Annotated in this window: 13 protein-coding genes; 4 read left to right on the forward strand and 9 right to left on the reverse strand. The window is 68.2% G+C overall.

Annotated elements, in window-relative coordinates; genetic code table 11:
• Positions 1–42: 42 nt before the first annotated feature.
• Positions 43–717 carry an arylesterase gene (locus DIE13_RS18090; RefSeq protein ID WP_124828435.1) on the reverse strand — a complete coding sequence of 225 codons (675 nt, stop codon included), beginning with the start codon at positions 715–717 and terminating at the stop codon, positions 43–45.
• Between DIE13_RS18090 and DIE13_RS18095 the strand changes: the two genes are divergently transcribed.
• Positions 716–1,417 (forward strand): ABC transporter ATP-binding protein, encoded by a 702-nt coding sequence (locus DIE13_RS18095; protein WP_124828436.1) that lies wholly within the window; start codon positions 716–718, stop codon positions 1,415–1,417. The genes DIE13_RS18090 and DIE13_RS18095 overlap by 2 nt on opposite strands.
• Positions 1,418–1,494: 77 nt before the next feature.
• Here DIE13_RS18095 and pgi read toward each other — a convergent pair whose 3' ends face one another.
• The 3 genes from pgi to DIE13_RS18110 all read right to left on the reverse strand — a co-directional run bounded on the left by pgi (position 1,495) and on the right by DIE13_RS18110 (position 6,126).
• Positions 1,495–3,117, reverse strand: a complete 1,623-nt coding sequence (gene pgi, locus DIE13_RS18100) for a glucose-6-phosphate isomerase (RefSeq protein WP_124828437.1) — start codon at positions 3,115–3,117, stop codon at positions 1,495–1,497.
• A 111-nt stretch (positions 3,118–3,228) separates the two neighbouring features.
• Positions 3,229–4,773 carry an NAD(P)H-hydrate dehydratase gene (locus tag DIE13_RS18105; RefSeq protein ID WP_124828438.1) on the reverse strand — a complete coding sequence of 515 codons (1,545 nt, stop codon included), beginning with the start codon at positions 4,771–4,773 and terminating at the stop codon, positions 3,229–3,231.
• Positions 4,774–4,824: 51 nt separating this feature from the next.
• The gene (locus DIE13_RS18110) at positions 4,825–6,126 is read right to left on the reverse strand and encodes an FAD-dependent oxidoreductase (RefSeq protein WP_124828439.1); all 1,302 of its coding nucleotides are present in this window, start codon (positions 6,124–6,126) and stop codon (positions 4,825–4,827) included.
• A gap of 328 nt (positions 6,127–6,454) precedes the next feature.
• Here DIE13_RS18110 and purL point away from each other — a divergent pair, with 328 nt between their 5' ends.
• Together purL and DIE13_RS18120 are read left to right on the forward strand one after the other, a co-directional pair.
• Positions 6,455–10,519, forward strand: coding sequence for a phosphoribosylformylglycinamidine synthase (purL, locus tag DIE13_RS18115; RefSeq protein WP_124828440.1), 4,065 nt, complete (start codon positions 6,455–6,457; stop codon positions 10,517–10,519).
• A complete protein-coding gene (locus DIE13_RS18120) occupies positions 10,519–11,061 on the forward strand; it encodes a GNAT family N-acetyltransferase (RefSeq protein ID WP_124828441.1) in 543 nt (180 codons plus the stop codon). Before purL ends, DIE13_RS18120 begins: the two co-directional genes overlap by 1 nt.
• A gap of 158 nt (positions 11,062–11,219) precedes the next feature.
• Here the strand turns inward: DIE13_RS18120 and DIE13_RS18125 are convergent, their stop codons facing one another.
• The 5 genes from DIE13_RS18125 to DIE13_RS18145 all read right to left on the reverse strand — a co-directional run bounded on the left by DIE13_RS18125 (position 11,220) and on the right by DIE13_RS18145 (position 15,023).
• Positions 11,220–12,002: a peptidylprolyl isomerase gene (locus tag DIE13_RS18125; protein ID WP_096503129.1), complete on the reverse strand. Its 783-nt coding sequence runs from the start codon at positions 12,000–12,002 to the stop codon at positions 11,220–11,222.
• Between the two features lie 18 nt (positions 12,003–12,020).
• Positions 12,021–12,329: a BolA family transcriptional regulator gene (locus DIE13_RS18130; RefSeq protein ID WP_124828442.1), complete on the reverse strand. Its 309-nt coding sequence runs from the start codon at positions 12,327–12,329 to the stop codon at positions 12,021–12,023.
• A 1-nt stretch (position 12,330) separates the two neighbouring features.
• The gene (locus DIE13_RS18135; protein WP_006753406.1) at positions 12,331–12,861 is read right to left on the reverse strand and encodes a septation protein A; all 531 of its coding nucleotides are present in this window, start codon (positions 12,859–12,861) and stop codon (positions 12,331–12,333) included.
• A gap of 123 nt (positions 12,862–12,984) precedes the next feature.
• Positions 12,985–13,416, reverse strand: coding sequence for a peptide-methionine (R)-S-oxide reductase MsrB (gene msrB, locus DIE13_RS18140; protein ID WP_059529717.1), 432 nt, complete (start codon positions 13,414–13,416; stop codon positions 12,985–12,987).
• A gap of 38 nt (positions 13,417–13,454) precedes the next feature.
• Positions 13,455–15,023 carry a YdiU family protein gene (locus DIE13_RS18145; protein ID WP_124828443.1) on the reverse strand — a complete coding sequence of 523 codons (1,569 nt, stop codon included), beginning with the start codon at positions 15,021–15,023 and terminating at the stop codon, positions 13,455–13,457.
• A gap of 164 nt (positions 15,024–15,187) precedes the next feature.
• Here DIE13_RS18145 and DIE13_RS18150 point away from each other — a divergent pair, with 164 nt between their 5' ends.
• Positions 15,188–16,831: a 3-(methylthio)propionyl-CoA ligase gene (locus tag DIE13_RS18150; protein ID WP_124828444.1), complete on the forward strand. Its 1,644-nt coding sequence runs from the start codon at positions 15,188–15,190 to the stop codon at positions 16,829–16,831.
• Positions 16,832–16,958: the final 127 nt, after the last annotated feature.

A 16,958-nucleotide genomic window follows, 5' to 3' on the forward strand; every position in this document is an offset into this window, starting at 1 on the left:
CGCTCGAAGCGGGGCTTTTTGTTTTCCGGCGTGGCGGTAGTATCAGCCGCGCGGCTTGCCGAGCAGCGGCTTCAGCGCCGGCCAGACGTTGTCAAGCAGAATGCCTTGCGCCTGCTGTGTCGGATGCATCTGATCCGACTGGAACATCTCCGGCTTGTTCTCGATGCCGGCGAGCAGGAACGGCACGAGCGGCACCTCGAGTTCCTTCGACAGCCGCGTATAGACCGCGTGGAATTTCTGCGTATAGTCGGGCCCGTAGTTGGCCGGCACGTACATGCCGACCAGCACGACCTTCGCATGGGCGTGCCGCGCATCGGCGATGATGTCGCGCAGGTTCTGCTCGGTCGTCGCGAGTGGCACGCCGCGCAGCGCATCGTTCGAACCGAGCTCGACGACGACGATCGACGGCTTGAGCCGTTGCAGGACGGCGGGCAGTCGCGCGCGGCCGCCGCTCGTCGTGTCGCCGCTGACGCTTGCGTTCGCAACGCTATAATCGATTCGTCCGGTCGCGAGCCGCTGCCGCAGCAGCGCAACCCAGCCCGTGTCCCGCGGCAGCCCGTATTCGGCCGATAGGCTGTCGCCGAGTACGACGAGCATGGGCTGGCCCGACGACTGCGCGGCAACCGTCGCCGCCAGCGCGGGCACGGTTGCCGCGAGCAGGGTACCCAGCAGTGCGGCGAGCGCCGCACGTCTTTTCCAGCGAAATGTCGTGTCCATGTTCAAGATTACCGATCCGATCATCGAAGTCCATGACGTATGCAAGCGGGTCGCCGACGCGACGGGCGAACTGACGATCCTCGACGGCATCACGCTCGCGGTGCGGCCCGGCAGCAGCCTCGCGATCGTCGGTGCGTCGGGGTCGGGCAAATCGACGCTGCTCGGCCTGCTTGCGGGGTTGGACAGCGCGACGAGCGGCACGGTTCGCCTGCTCGGCCGCGCGCTCGACCAGCTCGACGAGGACGAGCGCGCCGCGCTGCGCAATGGGGCGGTCGGCTTCGTGTTCCAGTCGTTCCAGTTGATGCCGCACCTGACCGCGCTCGAAAACGTGATGCTGCCGCTCGAACTGCAGGGCGGCATCAGTGCGCGCGAGGCGGCCGATCGTGCGCGCACGCTGCTCGTGCAGGTCGGCCTCGCCGAACGCATCGCGCATTATCCGAAGCTGCTGTCGGGTGGCGAGCAGCAGCGTGTCGCGCTCGCGCGCGCGTTTGTCACCCGACCGGCGATCCTGTTCGCGGATGAGCCGACCGGCAGCCTGGACGCAGCGACGGGGCACGCGGTCATCGACCTGATGTTCGAGTTGAATCGAACGCACGGCGCAACGCTCGTGCTCGTCACGCACGATACCGAACTCGCACGGCGCTGCGCGACGACGGTAACGATCGAAGCCGGACGCATCGTCGCCCCGCACGCGGTGTAGTACCGCACTGTATTTCCTCGCCGGCCGTGCAGGCGCGTTTCACGCCTGTACGGCCGGCATGCGCATCGCGCGTCGCGTCAGCGCTTGAGCGCCGCACGTGCGCGCTCGATCAGCGCGGCGGTCGACGAATCGTGCTTCGCGGGATCGACCGACTCGGCCGACAGGTCGGCTTCGACGACCTTGCCGAGAATCTTGCCGAGCTCGACGCCCCACTGGTCGAACGGATTGATGTCCCACACCGTCGCCTGCACCAGCACCTTGTGCTCGTACAGCGCGATCAGCGCGCCGAGCGCGCGCGGCGTCAGCGCGTCGACGAGCAGCGTCGTCGTCGGGCGGTTGCCGGGGAACGTGAGGTGCGGTGCGAGCGCTTCCTTGCCGGGGCCGGCGACCTTGCGCGCTTCGTCGAGCGTGCGGCCGAGCATCAGCGCTTCACTTTGCGCGAAGCAGTTCGCGAGCAGCTTCGGATGATGGCTCGCGAGCGGATGCTCGGGCGTCAGCACCGCGACGAAGTCGATCGGCACGATCGTCGGGCCCTGGTGCAGCATCTGGAAGAACGCATGCTGGCCGTTGGTGCCCGGCTCGCCCCACGTGACGGCCGATGTCGGGTAGTCGACGAACGTGCCGTCCAGACGCGCGGACTTGCCGTTGCTTTCCATCTCGAGCTGCTGCAGGTACGACGGCAGGTAGTGCAGCGCTTCCGAATACGGCGCGACGAGATAGCTCTGCGAGCCGAAGAAGTTGCGATACCAGATGCCGATCAGGCCGAGCAGCACCGGCAGGTTGCGTTCGAGCGGCGCTTCGCGGAAATGACGATCCATGTCGTTCGCGCCGGCGAGCAGCTCGTCGAACTGTTCCGGTCCGATCGCAATCATGATCGACAGGCCGACCGCCGACCACAGCGAATAGCGGCCGCCGACCCAGTCCCACATTTCGAACACGTTGTCGGCCGCGATGCCGAACTTCACGACTTCGGCCGGGTTGGCCGACACGCCGACGAAGTGCTTCGCGAGCGCGTCCTCGGGGCAGCCGCGCGCGACGAACCAGTCGCGCAGCGAGCGTGCGTTCGTCATCGTTTCGAGCGTCGTGAAGGTCTTCGACACGATGATCGCGAGTGTTTCTTCCGGATCGACCTGCTCGAGCACGCGCGCGAGATCGGCGCCGTCGACGTTCGACACGAAGTGCGTCGAGATGTCCGGCGTCGCGACGTGGTGCAGCGCGTGCGTGACCATCTTCGGTCCGAGATCCGAGCCGCCGATGCCGATGTTGATCACGTGGCGGATGCGTTTGCCCGTGTAGCCCGTCCATGCGCCGCTGCGCACGGCGCGTGCGAAGGTCGCCATCTTCGCGCGTTCGGCGCTGACCTGCGCATGGAACGGCGCTTGCGGGTCGGTCGCGCGCAACGCCGTGTGCAACGCTGCGCGGCCTTCGGTCGGGTTGACGATCTCGCCGGCGAACATGGCGTCGCGGCGCGCTTCGACGCCCGCTTCGCGGGCCAGTTGCACGAGCAGGCGCAGCGTGTCGTCGTTGATGCGGTTCTTCGAGAAATCGGCCGCGAGGCCGCCGCCCGGGATCGTGAAGCGTTCGGCGCGGGTCGGTGCGTGGTCGTTTTCCGGCGCGAACCAGTCGCGCAGCCGCGCATGGCGGATCTGTTCGAAGTGGGATTGAAGGGCAGTCCAGGCGGGGAGCGAATTCAGCGTCATGGCGGTTCGAGTGAAGCGTGAATCGGGAGGAATGCCGCGCCGGCGCATCGGGATCGGAAGGCCGGCGGACGAGAGGGCCCGCCGTGCGGCGGGGCACTCAGTATAGCGGCGTTATATGTCGGCGCACGGCGACGGGTAAAAAAGGCGATTGATCAGCGTGCGCACCATCGGTGCGAGCTCGCCCGCGGCGAGGCCGGCCGGCCCCGTGCCGTTCGCAGTGAGCGTGTCCGCTGCGAGGCCGTGCAGATAGACGCCCGCCAGCGCGGCTTCGTACGGCGCGACGCGCTGCGCGAGCAGCGCGCCGATCAGGCCGCCGAGCACGTCCCCGGTGCCGCCGGTGGCGAGCGCCGCGTTGCCGGTCGGGTTGATCGTGACGCGATCGTCGGGCGCCGCAACCACCGTGCCCGAGCCTTTCAGCACGACGATGCTGGCGTAGCGCGCGGCGAGCGCCTGCGCCGCGGCCAGCCGGTCGTGCTGCACGGTCGCGGTGTCGGTGCCGAGCAGCCGGGCCGCTTCGAGCGGATGCGGCGTCAGCACGCATGCGTTGCCGCGCGCACCGCGTGCGGCAACGGCCGCCGCGAGGTCGGCGTGGGTCGCGACGAGGTTCAGCGCGTCGGCGTCGAGCAGCGCGGCAGCATCGTGCGCGAGCGCGTCGCGCACGAGCGTCGCTGCGGCCTCGCGTGTGCCGAGGCCGCAGCCCGCCGCGATCGCGGACATTGCAGCGAGGTCGAGGCCGTCGGCCGGATGCAGCATCAGTTCGGGAAACGGCGGATCGTACGGCGGCGCGCCGGCGCCCAGGAAGCCGACATGCACCTTGCCGGCGCCGGCGAACAGCGCGGCACGCGCGGCGAGGATCGGCGCGCCGCACATTCCCGTATCGCCGCCGAGCACCGCGAGGCTGCCGAACGTGCCCTTGTGCGATGCGAACGCGCGTGCGGGCAGCGCGGCGGCGAACCGCGCAGGCGCATTCAGCACGACGGCCGGCACGGCGGGGGGCGCGACGTCGAGCGATGCGATCTCGATCTCGCCGGCGAAGTCGCGGCCGTCGCCCGTGTAAAGACCCGGCTTCGCGCCGATGAAGGTCAGCGTATGCGTGGCGGCGACCGCGACGCCCGCACCGACGATTCGGCCCGTGTCGCTGTCGAGCCCGCTCGGCACGTCCAGCGCGAGCACGCGGCCGCCGCTTCGCGCGTGCGCGGCGATGCGCGCGGCCTGCGCGGCGAACGGGCCTTCGAGCGCACGGCCGAGGCCGATCCCGAACAGGCCGTCGACGACCCATGCGTAATCGTCGAGCGACGCGGGCGGTTCGCTCGACAGCGGCACGCCGGCCGCGCGAGCGAGGCCGAGCGCCCATTGCGCATCGTCCGGTTTGACCGGCACGGGCATCCACGCCTGCGTCGCGACGCCGAGCTGCTGCAGTTGCGCGGCGGCCACCAGCGCGTCACCGCCATTGTTGCCCGGGCCGACTGCGAACCAGACAGGGCGCTCGTCGCCGGCGACCCGTTCGGACAGCCAGCGCGCGGTGGCGGCGCCGGCGCGGCCCATCAGCGTGTGGGGCGGCAGCTCGGCGGTCGCGGCGGCCTCGACCGCACGCAGGTCGGCGACGCGCAGCAGCGCGATCGGAGTGGAGTCGGGAAGCGGGCGGGCAAGGGTCATCGCGGGATCGTGACGGCAGGGAGGATGCCGCCCGGGACGGGCCCGCGGCGGTCAGGTCGTGAAGCGGGCGGCGCTCAGCGCGGCGAGCGCGTCGGCAGGCCACTGCTGCGTGTCGCCGCCCAGGCAGTCGGTCACCACTTTAGCAGACCCGCACGCGAGCGCCCAACCGGCCGGGCCGTGGCCGAAATTGACGAAGACGCGCGGATGCGGGGTCGGACCGACGACCGGCAGGCCGTCCGGCGACAGCAATTGCATGCCTTGCCACGACAGCGCGGCGGAGATTTTCGCGGCGCCCGGCACCCAGTCGTGCACGGCCTGGCCGAGCAGCGCGAGTGCCGCCTCGGACAAAGGCTCGGGCAGCGGTTTCGCGGTGTCGGCGAGGCTCTGCAGGACGGCGCCGCCGCCGATGCGCAACCGCTGATGCGTGCGCGTGATCGAGATTCGCTTGATCGAATCCACGATGCTCAGGTGCGGCGCGTGTTCTTCGTAGGTGACGGGCGCGGTCAGCGTATGCGCGCGGATCGGATGCAGCGGCAGTCGCCAGCCGAGCCGCTCGAGCAGCGCCGGGCTGCCGGCGCCGGCGGCGATCACGACCGCGTCGGCCGAAATCACGTCGACTTCGCGCGCGTTCGTCGCGTGCCGGCCGCCCGGCGGCGCGAGTTCGACCGCGGCGCGGCCGGTGTCCACGCGAATCGCGGCGACCTCCGCGCCGAAGCGGAACTGTACGCCGTGCTCGTCGAGCGCCTGCTTGACCAGTTTCGCGAACAGCGGGCAGTTGCCGGTGCGTTCGGTCTCGAGCAGCACGCCGCCGGCGAAGCCGGGTTCGGCCGGCACCGACGGCTCGAGCGCCGCGCATTCGTCGGCGGTGAGCACGCGGTACGGCTGGTCGAGCGTGCGCAGCAGGTCGAGCGCTGGCTGCAGGGCCTCCCAGTCGCGCGGGTCGCGCACGACGTGCAGAATGCCGGGTTTCTGCTCGAATTCGAGCTGGAAGCGCGTTTCGATGTCGGCGAGGCTCTCGCGCGATGCGTCGATCAACGGGCGCAGCCGCGCGTACTGCGCGGCGAACGCGTCGGGCTCGCGCAGCGCGCCGAGTTCCTTGACGAAGCGGCGCACGCCGCTGTTGAAGCCCGGCTTGTAGACGATGCCGCTGTCGCGCGGCTGGCGCTGGCGCATGAAGGTCGGGCCGAACCAGACGTCGAGCGGGCTCGGCAGCAGCGTGCCGCCGTCACCGTAGGTCGCGCCTTGCGCGACGGTCGCGTGGCGTTCGACCACGCACACGCGATGGCCGGCCGCGCGTAGCTGGTGGGCGGTGGCGACGCCGCTGATTCCGCCGCCGATGACGATGACATCCATGGATTGCTTCGATGACGGGCAGCGCACACGCCGCCCGGTGAGAATTCGCTGACGGGCCCCGGCCCGGTGAACCGGGAATGATAGCGCCAAAATCGCGGGAAACGGCGCCACGCGAGCCTATCCGGTTTCGCCATCGCGCGGCCGCCGGCTGCCGCGGCCGCGTGCTGCGGTCTGGCGCCCGTCCCGCGCCGGACAGGCGGGCGCACCGTTGGGGTGCATGACGGGTGCCGATCAGCCGGTCTGGGACGACCGACTTCCGGGTATAATTACGGCCTTCCTTTCGCCCCACGTCGCCACCTCGCGCGACTCATCGACGTCAGTCCAGCCCATGGCTCACTTCTCGTGTTTTCCCGGCGCTTCGGCCCTCTCCGATTTCCGTCAAACCCGTCTGCTCGACACGCTCAGGCAAATCGATGCCAACATCGTCGCGGTGCGCGGTCAGTTCCTGCACTTCGTCAATGCGGTCGAGCCGCTGTCGGCGGACGACAGCGCCCGCATCGACGCACTGATGCACTACGGCGCGCCGTTCGAGCCGGCGACCGAGAAGGGCACGGCCGAGACCTTCGTCGTGCTGCCGCGCTTCGGCACGGTTTCGCCGTGGGCGAGCAAGGCGACCGACATCGCGCAGCACTGCGGTCTCACGCAGGTGCGCCGCATCGAGCGCGGCGTCGAGTTCACGGTCACGCTGAAGTCGGGCCTGCTCGGCGGCAAGAAGGCGCTGTCCGACGACGCGCGCGCGGCCGTGGCCGCAGCCCTGCATGACCGAATGACCGAAAGCGTGGTCGCCGCGCGCGACGACGCAAAGCACCTGTTCGACGAGCTGCCGGCCAAGCCGCTCGCGACCGTCGACGTGCTGGGCGTCGGCCGCAGTGCGCTCGAGCACGCGAACGTCGAGCTGGGCCTCGCGCTCGCCGACGACGAGATCGATTACCTGGTCGACGCGTTCCGCAAGCTCGAACGCAACCCGACCGACGTCGAACTGATGATGTTCGCGCAGGCGAACAGCGAGCACTGCCGCCACAAGATCTTCAACGCGCAGTGGACGATCGACGGCGAAGCGCAGGACATGTCGCTGTTCGCGATGATCCGCAACACCGAGAAGCTGAGCCCGCAGGGCACGATCGTCGCGTATTCGGACAACTCGTCGATCATGGTCGGCGCCGAGGCCGAGCGCTGGTTCCCGCGCAACGCGGGCGCGGCCGGCGAGCCGGGTGAGCGCTATGGCCGCCACACCGAGCTCACGCACACGCTGATGAAGGTCGAGACGCACAACCACCCGACGGCGATCTCGCCGTTCCCGGGTGCGGCGACCGGCGCGGGCGGCGAGATCCGCGACGAAGGCGCGACGGGCCGCGGCGCGCGCCCGAAGGCCGGCCTCACGGGTTTCACGGTGTCGAACCTCGACCTGCCGGGCGCGCGCCAGTCGTGGGAAAACGCGCGCGACGCCGCGCAGCCGGTCGGCGAGCGCAACCCGAACGATGCGCACGGCCCGTATGGCCGCCCGGATCGCATCGCGTCGCCGCTGCAGATCATGATCGACGGCCCGCTCGGCGGCGCCGCGTTCAACAACGAATTCGGCCGCCCGAACCTCGGCGGCTACTTCCGCGTGTATGAGCAGAACGTCGACGGCCAGGTGCGCGGCTATCACAAGCCGATCATGATCGCGGGCGGCCTCGGCAACATCGCGGATCAACACACGCACAAGCACGACGTGCCGGCCGGCTCCTTGCTGATCCAGATCGGCGGCCCCGGCATGCGGATCGGCATGGGCGGCGGCGCGGCGAGCTCGATGGCAACCGGCGCGAACACGGCCGAGCTCGACTTCGACTCGGTGCAGCGTGGCAACCCGGAAATCGAGCGTCGCGCACAGGAAGTGATCAACGGCTGCTGGCAGCTTGGCGCGGAAAACCCGATCCTGAGCATCCATGACGTCGGCGCGGGCGGCCTGTCGAACGCATTCCCCGAGATCGTCGACGGCGCGGGCAAGGGCGCACGCTTCGAGCTGCGCAAGGTCGCGCTCGAGGAGTCGGGCCTGTCGCCGCGCGAAATCTGGTCGAACGAAGCGCAGGAGCGCTATGTGCTGGCGATCGCGCCGGCCGACCTGCCGCGCTTCGAAGCGATCTGCGCACGCGAGCGCTGCCCGTTCGCGGTGGTCGGCGTGGCGACCGACGAACGCCAGCTACAGCTCGTCGACGACGAAGCGACGGGCGCCGACGAATTTCCGGTCGACATGCCGATGGAAGTGCTGCTCGGCAAGCCGCCGCGCATGCACCGCGACGTCGCGCGCGTGCGCACCGAGCGTGTGCCGGTCGACGTGACGGGCATCGCGCTGTCGGAAGTCGCGGTCGACGTGCTGAAGCACCCGACGGTCGGCAGCAAGTCGTTCCTGATCACGATCGGCGACCGCTCGGTCGGCGGCACGTCGGTGCGCGACCAGATGGTCGGCCCGTGGCAGGTGCCGGTGGCCGACTGCGCGGTGACCGCGCTCGACTACGCCGGTTTCAAGGGCGAGGCGATGACGATGGCCGAGCGCACGCCGCTCGCCGTGATCGACGCGCCGGCATCGGGCCGCATGGCCGTCGGCGAAGCAATTACGAACATCGCGAGCGCGCCCATCGCGTCGCTCGACAAGCTGAAGCTGTCGGCGAACTGGATGGCCGCCTGCGGTACGGCCGGCGAGGACGCCGCGCTGTTCGACACCGTCAAGGCGATCGGCATGGAGCTGTGCCCGGCGCTCGGGATCGGCATCCCGGTCGGCAAGGACTCGTTGTCGATGAAGACCAAGTGGGACGACCAGGGCGTCGCGAAGGAAGTGGTGTCGCCGGTGTCGCTGATCATCTCCGCATTCGCGCCGGTCGAGGACGTGCGCCGGCACCTGACGCCGCAACTGCGTCGCATCGCCGACGCAGGCGACAGCGTGCTGATCGCGATCGATCTCGGCCGCGGCAAGAATCGGATGGGCGGCAGCATCTTCGCGCAGGTCACGCAGCAGGTCGGTGACGCGACGCCGGACGTCGACGATCCGGAAGACCTGAAGCGCTTCTTCAACGCGATCCAGTCGCTCAATACACAAGACAAGCTGCTCGCTTACCACGACCGCTCGGACGGCGGCCTGTGGGCGACGGTGTGCGAAATGGCGTTCGCGGGCCACGCGGGCGTGTCGCTGAACGTCGACATGCTGACGCTCGACCCGAATCACGAATCCGACTACGGCGACGCGAAGGACTGGGCGAAGCAGACGAGCGGCCGTCGCGAAGATCGCACGCTGCGCGCGCTGTTCTCCGAAGAGCTCGGCGCCGTCGTGCAGGTGCGCGCGGCCGATCGCGACGCGGTGCTCGGCGCGCTGCGCGAGTTCGGCCTGTCGGCGTGCTCGCATGTGATCGGCACGGTCAACGATCGCGACGTGATCGAGGTGTATCGCGACGCGAAGAAGGTCTTCGGCGCGCCGCGCGCCGAACTCCATCGCGCATGGGGCGAAGTGAGCTGGCGCATCGCGCGCCTGCGCGACAACCCGGCCTGTGCGGATGCGGAATACGATGCGCTGCTCGACGCGGCCGACCCGGGCATCTCGCCGGTGCTGACGTTCGATCCGGCCGATGACATCGCCGCGCCGTTCATCGCGACGGGCGCACGTCCGCGCGTCGCGATCCTGCGCGAGCAGGGCGTGAACTCGCATCTCGAAACGGCGTACGCGTTCGACCGCGCGGGCTTCGACGCACACGACGTGCACATGAGTGACCTGCTCGCGGGGCGCGCGACGCTCGCCGATTTCGCGGGCGCGGTGGCATGCGGCGGTTTCTCGTACGGTGACGTGCTGGGCGCAGGCGAAGGCTGGGCGAAGACGATCCGCTTCAACGCGAACCTCGCCGACATGTTCTCGGCGTTCTTCGCCCGCCCCGATACGTTCGCGCTCGGCATCTGCAACGGTTGCCAGATGCTGTCGAGTCTTGCGTCGATGATTCCCGGCGCAGAAGCATGGCCGAAGTTCACGCGCAACAAGTCCGAGCAGTTCGAGGCGCGCTTCTCGTTCGTCGAGGTCGAGAAGTCGCCGTCGATCTTCTTTGCGGGGATGGAAGGCTCGCGCATTCCGGTGGCGGTCGCGCACGGCGAAGGCTATGCGGACTTCTCGCAGCAGGGCGACATCGATCGCGTCGCGGTCGCGATGCGTTACGTCGACCACCGCGGCGAAGCGACCGAACGCTATCCGTTCAACCCGAACGGGTCGCCGGCCGGCATCACGTCGGTCACGACGGCCGATGGCCGCTTCTCGGTGCTGATGCCGCACATGGAGCGCGTACACCGCACGGTCACGATGAGCTGGCATCCGGAAGGCTGGGGCGAAGCGAGCCCGTGGCTGCGCGTGTTCCGCAACGCACGCCGCTGGATCGGCTGATGTTCGATCCGCACGCACCGGTCGAGATCGTCACGCTGCGCGACGAACGCGCGAGCGATGTCGGTGCGATCGGCCGTGTGATCGTGGCGGCGTTTGCGGATGAACCGCAGCAGGGGCAGTTCGAGCGGCGGATCGTCGACGCGCTGCGTGCGGAAGGTGCGCTCAGCGTGTCGCTCGTCGCGGAGCGCGACGAGCGCGTGATCGGCCACGTCGCGTTCTCGCCGGTCTCGATCGGAGGTGCGCAGGCCGCCAGTCAGCAGTGGTACGGGCTCGCGCCGCTCGCGGTGCGGCCCGATTGCTGGCGGCAGAGCGTCGGCGCGGGGCTCGTGCGCACGGGGCTCGACGCGTTGCGCAGGCTCGGCGCGCGCGGCTGTGTGGTGCTCGGCGATCCCGCTTACTACGCGCGCTTCGGCTTCGCGCCGTTCGACGGTCTCGAGTTTGCGCACGCGCTGCCCGGGCATTTCCTTGCGCTGTCGTTCGATGAAACCGCGCCGCGGCCGTCGGGCGACGTCCGCTATCACGGCGCATTCCGGCCGGCGTAACAACCCGGTGCGCTGGCGCACGTGATTGCCCCATCCCGACAGAAAGGCCGCTTCGAGCGGCCTTTTTCTTCGCACGGCCTTCGCGGCAATGCGTAGCAAGCGCGCATGAAAAAAGGCCACTCGATGAGTGGCCTTTGCGTGGGCGATCGTCGCCGGCGTTACTGGATCTTTGCCTGCTGGCGCAGGTTTTCCTCGAATGCCTGCAGCTTTTGCTGCACGAGCTGCTGCGCGATCTGCGCCTTCACCTGGTCGAACGGCGGCGGTGCGACGTCGCGGATGTCGTCGACACGGATGATGTGCCAGCCGAACTGCGTCTTCACCGGCTCGTCGGTCATCTGGCCTTTCTGCAGCTTCTGCGCAGCCGCTGCGAATTCCGGCACGTACGCCTTCGGATCGGACCAGTCGAGGTCGCCGCCGTTCTTGCCCGAACCCGGATCCTTCGAGTACTGCTTCGCCAGGTCTTCGAACTTCGCGCCGGCCTTGATCTTCGCGATCAGATCCTTCGCCTGCTGCTCGCTGTCGACGAGGATGTGGTGCAGGTGGTATTCGCGGTTGCCGCCGGCGGTCTTCACGAGATCGTCGTAACGTGCCTTCACCTCGGCGTCGGTCGGCTGGTTCTTCTTCAGGAAGGTCTCGATCATCGAGCGCAGCACGACCGTCTGCTGTGCGACGGCGATCTGCGCCTTCACGTCCGGGCGGCTCGGGATGCCTTCGCGGATTGCTTCCTGCATCAGGATTTCGCGGTTCACGAGTTCCTGGCGCACGGCCTGCTGCAGTTGCGGGCTGTCGGTCTGGCCTTGCTGGACGAGCTGCGCGACCATTGCATCGGCGCGCGACTTCGGAATCGGCGTGCCGTTGACGACGGCGATGTTCTGGGCAAATGCAGGTGCCGCTGCAAAGGCAGCCGCCGCGACCCACAGGCGGGGGGATTTCAGGATCATCGGGAATTCCTAATGAGACTAGATTGAAGATTCGTTGAATTCTTCGGGCGTGTAAGCCACGATCGCGAGCGCGTGAATGCCGCGCTGCATCGCATCAGCGAGCGCATCATACACCAGCCGGTGCCGTGCGACGCGTGGTTTGCCGGCGAAGGCGGCCGACACGATCGTTACCGTGTAATGGCCGCCGGCGGCGGCGCCGGCATGGCCCGCGTGCTGTGCGCTGTCGTCGCGTACCGTGAGCGACTGCGGCGCGAGCGATGCGGTGAGACGCGCCTCGATCAGCGCGATGCGTTCGTCGGGCGATGCGTGGAGAAAGGTGTCGCTCATGTTACTCGTCCTTCAGGTACTTCGTGAGCCACAGGCTCTGCAGGATGATGAACACGACCATTGCGCCCGTCGTGCCGAACAGCTTGAAGTTCACCCACTGCGATTCGGTGTAGTTGTGCACCACGTACAGGTTCGCGACGCCGAGCACTGCGAAGAACAGCGCCCACGCGACGTTCAGCTTGTCCCACACGGGATGCGGCAGCGTGAGCTGCTTGCCCATCATCTTCTCGATCAGGTTGTTGCCGAACGCATAGCGCGCGGCGAGCAGCCCGATCGCAAACAGCCAGTACAGCACAGTCGGTTTCCATTGAATGAATTTTTCGTCATGCAGGACGAGGGTGGCGCCGCCGAACACGACGATCACGCCGAGGCTGACCCACAGCATCGTGTCGACCTTCCGGTGCCGGAAGGCGACCCAGGCGACCTGGGCCAGCGTCGCGACGATCGCGACGGCGGTGGCGGTGAAGATGCCCCAGACCTTGAAGGCGGCGAAAAACAGGATGATCGGAAACAGATCGAACAGGAATTTCATGGCGCTCGCAGCTGCGTGAAAGGTCGCATCGCGCGGCCTTTCACCGTTGTAGGGACCCGCCAGGCGCCACCGTCGCGGACCGCGGCAGCCGGGGAGGCTGCCGTCGGATCCGTCCGGCGCCGCTCATTCGTTTTCGGGTCGGGACTCGAAGTTTAACGCAGCCGAATTGATGCAGTACCGCAAACCGGTCTTGTCTCGCGGGCCGTCCTCGAACACGTGGCCGAGATGCGCGCCGCAATGGTTGCAGCGGACCTCGACGCGCACCATCCCGTGCGAGCGGTCGATCTTCTCGTCGATCACTTCGCCATTCAGCGGCTTGAAGTAGCTGGGCCAGCCGCAGCCCGAATGGAATTTGGCGCCGGATTCGAACAGCGGGGTGCTGCAGACGACGCATTTGTAGATGCCGGCATCTTCCGTGTCGGTGTATTCGCCGGTGAACGCGCGCTCGGTCGCCGCGTGCTGCGTCACTTCATACTGCATCGGCGTGAGGCGGCGGCGCAGTTCGGCGTCGTCCTTCTGGTACGGGAAAGTCTTGTCGTCGGAATCGTGTGACATGTGGGGGTTCTCCTGATCGGTCGGTCGGGGCGTGCGGGTCACGACGAGCAGCTCACTTCGAGCGACCCGGCCCAGTCGGGCGGCAATGCCGCATATGCTTCATGTTCCGGTTGTTCGTCGAACGGGCGGCGCAGCACCTGTGCGAGTCGCTCGACTTCGGAAAAATCCTTCTCCTTCGCGCGCCGGATCGCGACTTCGGCCAGATGGTTGCGCAACACGTATTTCGGGTTCACGCGGTTCATCGCGGCGGCACGCGCCGCGTCGTCGCGCGTTTCGTCGGACAGCCGCGCGCGGTAGAGGTTCGCCCATGCATCGAATGCGTCGCGATCGATGAACAGGTCGCGCACCGGCGCGTCGCGGCTCGCGTCGTGCTTCGACAACTGCGCGAGCCGTCGGAACGTCAGCGTGAAGTCCGCGTGGCTCGCGTGCATCGTTTCGAGCAGCTTGTTGGCGAGCTCCGCGTCGTTCTCGCGTTCGAGCTCGAGGCCGAGCTTCGCGCGCATCAGGCGCTCGAGCGCGGGGCCGAAGCGCTCCGGAAACTTCGCGAGCACGGCCTGCGCGTCTTCCACCGCACGCTCGGCGCGCGCATCGTCGTCGGCGATGCCGTGCTGCAGCCCGATCAGCGGCAGCAGCGCCTGCGCGAGGCAATAGCAGTTCCAGTGCGCGATGCGCGGCTGCATCCGGTACGCATACCGGCCACTCGTGTCGGAGTGGTTGCAGATGTGATTCGCGTCGAACGCGTCGACGAACCCGAACGGGCCGTAGTCGATCGTCACGCCGAGGATCGACATGTTGTCCGTGTTCATCACGCCGTGGCAGAAGCCGACCGCCTGCCATTGCGCGACGACATCGGCCGTGCGGAACATCGCGGCTTCGAGCAGCGCGAGGTACGGATCGTCGGCCTCGCGGCACGCGGGATAAAAGCGGTCGATCACATGGTCGGCGAGCTGGCGAAGCAGGTCGGGGCGGTCGTTCGAGAAGAAGTGCTCGAAGTGACCGAAGCGCACGAAGCTCTCCGATACGCGCGTGACGACCGCCGACGTCTCGATTTCCTCGCGTACCACCGGCTGATCGGAGCCGATCACCGTGAGCGCGCGCGTGGTCGGAATGCCGAGATGATGCATCGCTTCGGAACACAGGAATTCTCGGATCGACGAGCGCAGTACCGCGCGGCCGTCGCCCATGCGCGAGTACGGCGTGCGGCCGCCGCCCTTGAGCTGCAGTTCGTAGCGCCGGCCGTCGGGGCCGGGAAGTTCGCCGATCGTCAGTGCGCGGCCGTCGCCGAGCTGGCCGGCCCATACGCCGAACTGGTGACCGGAATACACCGACGCATACGGTATCGCGTTCGCGGGCCAGTCGCGTGTCGGGTTGCCGGCGAACAGATCGGCGAAGCCGGGCTGCGCGACGATCGATGCCGGCAGGCCGAGCAGTTGCGCGACTTCGTCGGAAAAGCCGACGACATACGGCGCGGGCAGCGGCGCGGCCGGCAGCCGTGTATGAAACGCATCGCCGAGCGTGACGAACGCGCCTTCGGCGGGCGCGCCGAGCGTGGCGGCGAGGTCGGGGAGTGTGTCAGCCGCATCGGCTGCGCTTCGGGAAAACGACATGTTGAGCGCCTCTGGGTAAGTCGATATTGTAAGGCGGCGCCGCGCCGCCCGCATGGCGGCCCGCACGCCTCGCGCGAGGCATGTGCGGGTCGTGGACAGGTGGTAATCCGGCGCACTGCTTCGAGGCTGGTCACCGATTCGCGTCCTTCCGGGAGAACAAGAAGATGGGTAAGCCGTTGCTGGGCCAGATGATGGACATGCCGTTGCTGGTGTCGTCGCTGATCGCGCATGCCGCGCGGCATGCGGGCGACACGGAGATCGTGTCGAGGCGCGTGGAAGGCGACCTGCATCGCTACACGTACCGCGATTGCGAGCAACGCGCGAAGCGGCTCGCACAGGCGCTTGCACGGCTCGGCGTCGAATCGGGCGAGCGCGTCGGCACGCTCGCGTGGAACGGCTATCGGCATCTGGAGGCCTATTACGGGATCGGCGGGATGGGCGCCGTGTGCCACACGATCAACCCGCGCCTCTTTCCCGAGCAGATCGCATACATCGTCAATCACGCGGAAGACCGCTACGTCTTCTTCGACATCAATTTCGCGCCGCTCGTCGATGCGATCGCGCCGCAGTGTCCGAACGTGAAGGGCTGGATCGCGATGACGGATGCCGCACACTTGCCGTCCGGCGCGACGCCGTACCTGTGCTATGAAACGCTCGTCGACGCCGAGGACGGCCGCTATGACTGGCCGCGCCTCGACGAACTGCAGGCGTCGGGCCTGTGCTACACGTCGGGTACGACCGGCAACCCGAAGGGCGTGCTGTATTCGCACCGCTCGACGGTGTTGCATGCATACGGCGCCGCGCTGCCCGATGCAATGAACCTGTCGGCGCTCGACGCCGTGCTGCCCGTCGTGCCGATGTTCCACGTGAACGCGTGGGGGCTGCCGTATGCGGTGCCGCTCACCGGCGGCAAGCTGGTGCTGCCCGGCAAGGATCTTGACGGCAAGTCGCTGTACGAGTTGATGGAGGCCGAGCGCGTGACGTTCTCCGCGGGCGTGCCGACCGTGTGGCTCGGGCTGCTGAACTACATGCGCGAGGCCGGCGTGCGTTTCTCGACGCTGAACCGCACGGTGATCGGCGGCTCCGCGTGCCCGCCCGCGATGCTGCGCACGTTCGAAGACGAATACGGCGTGCGCGTGATCCACGCATGGGGGATGACCGAGCTGTCGCCGCTCGGCACGCTCGCGAAACTGAACTGGGCGCAGTCGCAGCGCTCGCCCGACGCGCAGCGCAAGCTGCTGGAAAAGCAGGGCCGCGTGATTTGCGGCGTCGACATGCGGATCGTCGGCGACGACGGGCACGAACTGCCATGGGACGGCGTCGCGTTCGGCGAACTGCAGGTGCGCGGGCCGTGGGTGATCGACCACTACTTCAGGAGCGATACGTCGCCGCTGTCGGACGGCTGGTTCCCGACCGGCGACGTCGCGACGATCGACCCCGACGGCTTCCTGCAGATCACCGACCGCAGCAAGGACGTGATCAAGTCGGGCGGCGAGTGGATCAGCTCGATCGATATCGAGAATGTCGCGATCGCGCATCCGGGCGTCGCCGAAGCTGCCTGCATCGCCTGCGCGCATCCGAAATGGACCGAGCGGCCGCTGCTCGTCGTGGTGCCGCGCGAAGGCGCGAACCTGACCCGCGAGGCGCTGCTCGCGTTCTACGACGGCAAGGTGGCGAAGTGGTGGGTGCCCGACGACGTCGTGTTCGTCGAATCGCTGCCGCACACCGCGACCGGCAAGCTGCAGAAGCTCAAGCTGCGCGAGACGTTCCGCGACTACGTACTGCCGACGGCGGTCTGCGAGCCGTAAGTCCCCGTGGCCGGAGTCGGCCCGCCGCACGGTTGCCCGATCCGGCCCCCGGATCGGGAGAAATTCAAATTGAACGACCGTGCTTTTTCGTTGTATGCTGCCTCCGTTCGATCCGGACATGCGGCCG

It is taken from the genome of Burkholderia sp. Bp9016 (assembly GCF_003857765.1).
Taxonomy (GTDB): domain Bacteria; phylum Pseudomonadota; class Gammaproteobacteria; order Burkholderiales; family Burkholderiaceae; genus Burkholderia.

Bases quoted from the DNA above. Each gene is read 5' to 3' on its own strand.
- DIE13_RS18135 (WP_006753406.1), bottom strand. From the start codon at position 12,861: ATGAAATTCCTGTTCGATCTGTTTCCGATCATCCTGTTTTTCGCCGCC.
- DIE13_RS18120 (WP_124828441.1), top strand. From the start codon at position 10,519: ATGTTCGATCCGCACGCACCGGTCGAGATCGTCACGCTGCGCGACGAA.
- DIE13_RS18090 (WP_124828435.1), bottom strand. From the start codon at position 717: ATGGACACGACATTTCGCTGGAAAAGACGTGCGGCGCTCGCCGCACTG.
- DIE13_RS18150 (WP_124828444.1), top strand. From the start codon at position 15,188: ATGGGTAAGCCGTTGCTGGGCCAGATGATGGACATGCCGTTGCTGGTG.
- purL (WP_124828440.1), top strand. From the start codon at position 6,455: ATGGCTCACTTCTCGTGTTTTCCCGGCGCTTCGGCCCTCTCCGATTTC.
- DIE13_RS18145 (WP_124828443.1), bottom strand. From the start codon at position 15,023: ATGTCGTTTTCCCGAAGCGCAGCCGATGCGGCTGACACACTCCCCGAC.
- DIE13_RS18105 (WP_124828438.1), bottom strand. From the start codon at position 4,773: ATGACCCTTGCCCGCCCGCTTCCCGACTCCACTCCGATCGCGCTGCTG.
- DIE13_RS18130 (WP_124828442.1), bottom strand. From the start codon at position 12,329: ATGAGCGACACCTTTCTCCACGCATCGCCCGACGAACGCATCGCGCTG.
- pgi (WP_124828437.1), bottom strand. From the start codon at position 3,117: ATGACGCTGAATTCGCTCCCCGCCTGGACTGCCCTTCAATCCCACTTC.
- msrB (WP_059529717.1), bottom strand. From the start codon at position 13,416: ATGTCACACGATTCCGACGACAAGACTTTCCCGTACCAGAAGGACGAC.
- DIE13_RS18095 (WP_124828436.1), top strand. From the start codon at position 716: ATGTTCAAGATTACCGATCCGATCATCGAAGTCCATGACGTATGCAAG.
- DIE13_RS18110 (WP_124828439.1), bottom strand. From the start codon at position 6,126: ATGGATGTCATCGTCATCGGCGGCGGAATCAGCGGCGTCGCCACCGCC.
- DIE13_RS18125 (WP_096503129.1), bottom strand. From the start codon at position 12,002: ATGATCCTGAAATCCCCCCGCCTGTGGGTCGCGGCGGCTGCCTTTGCA.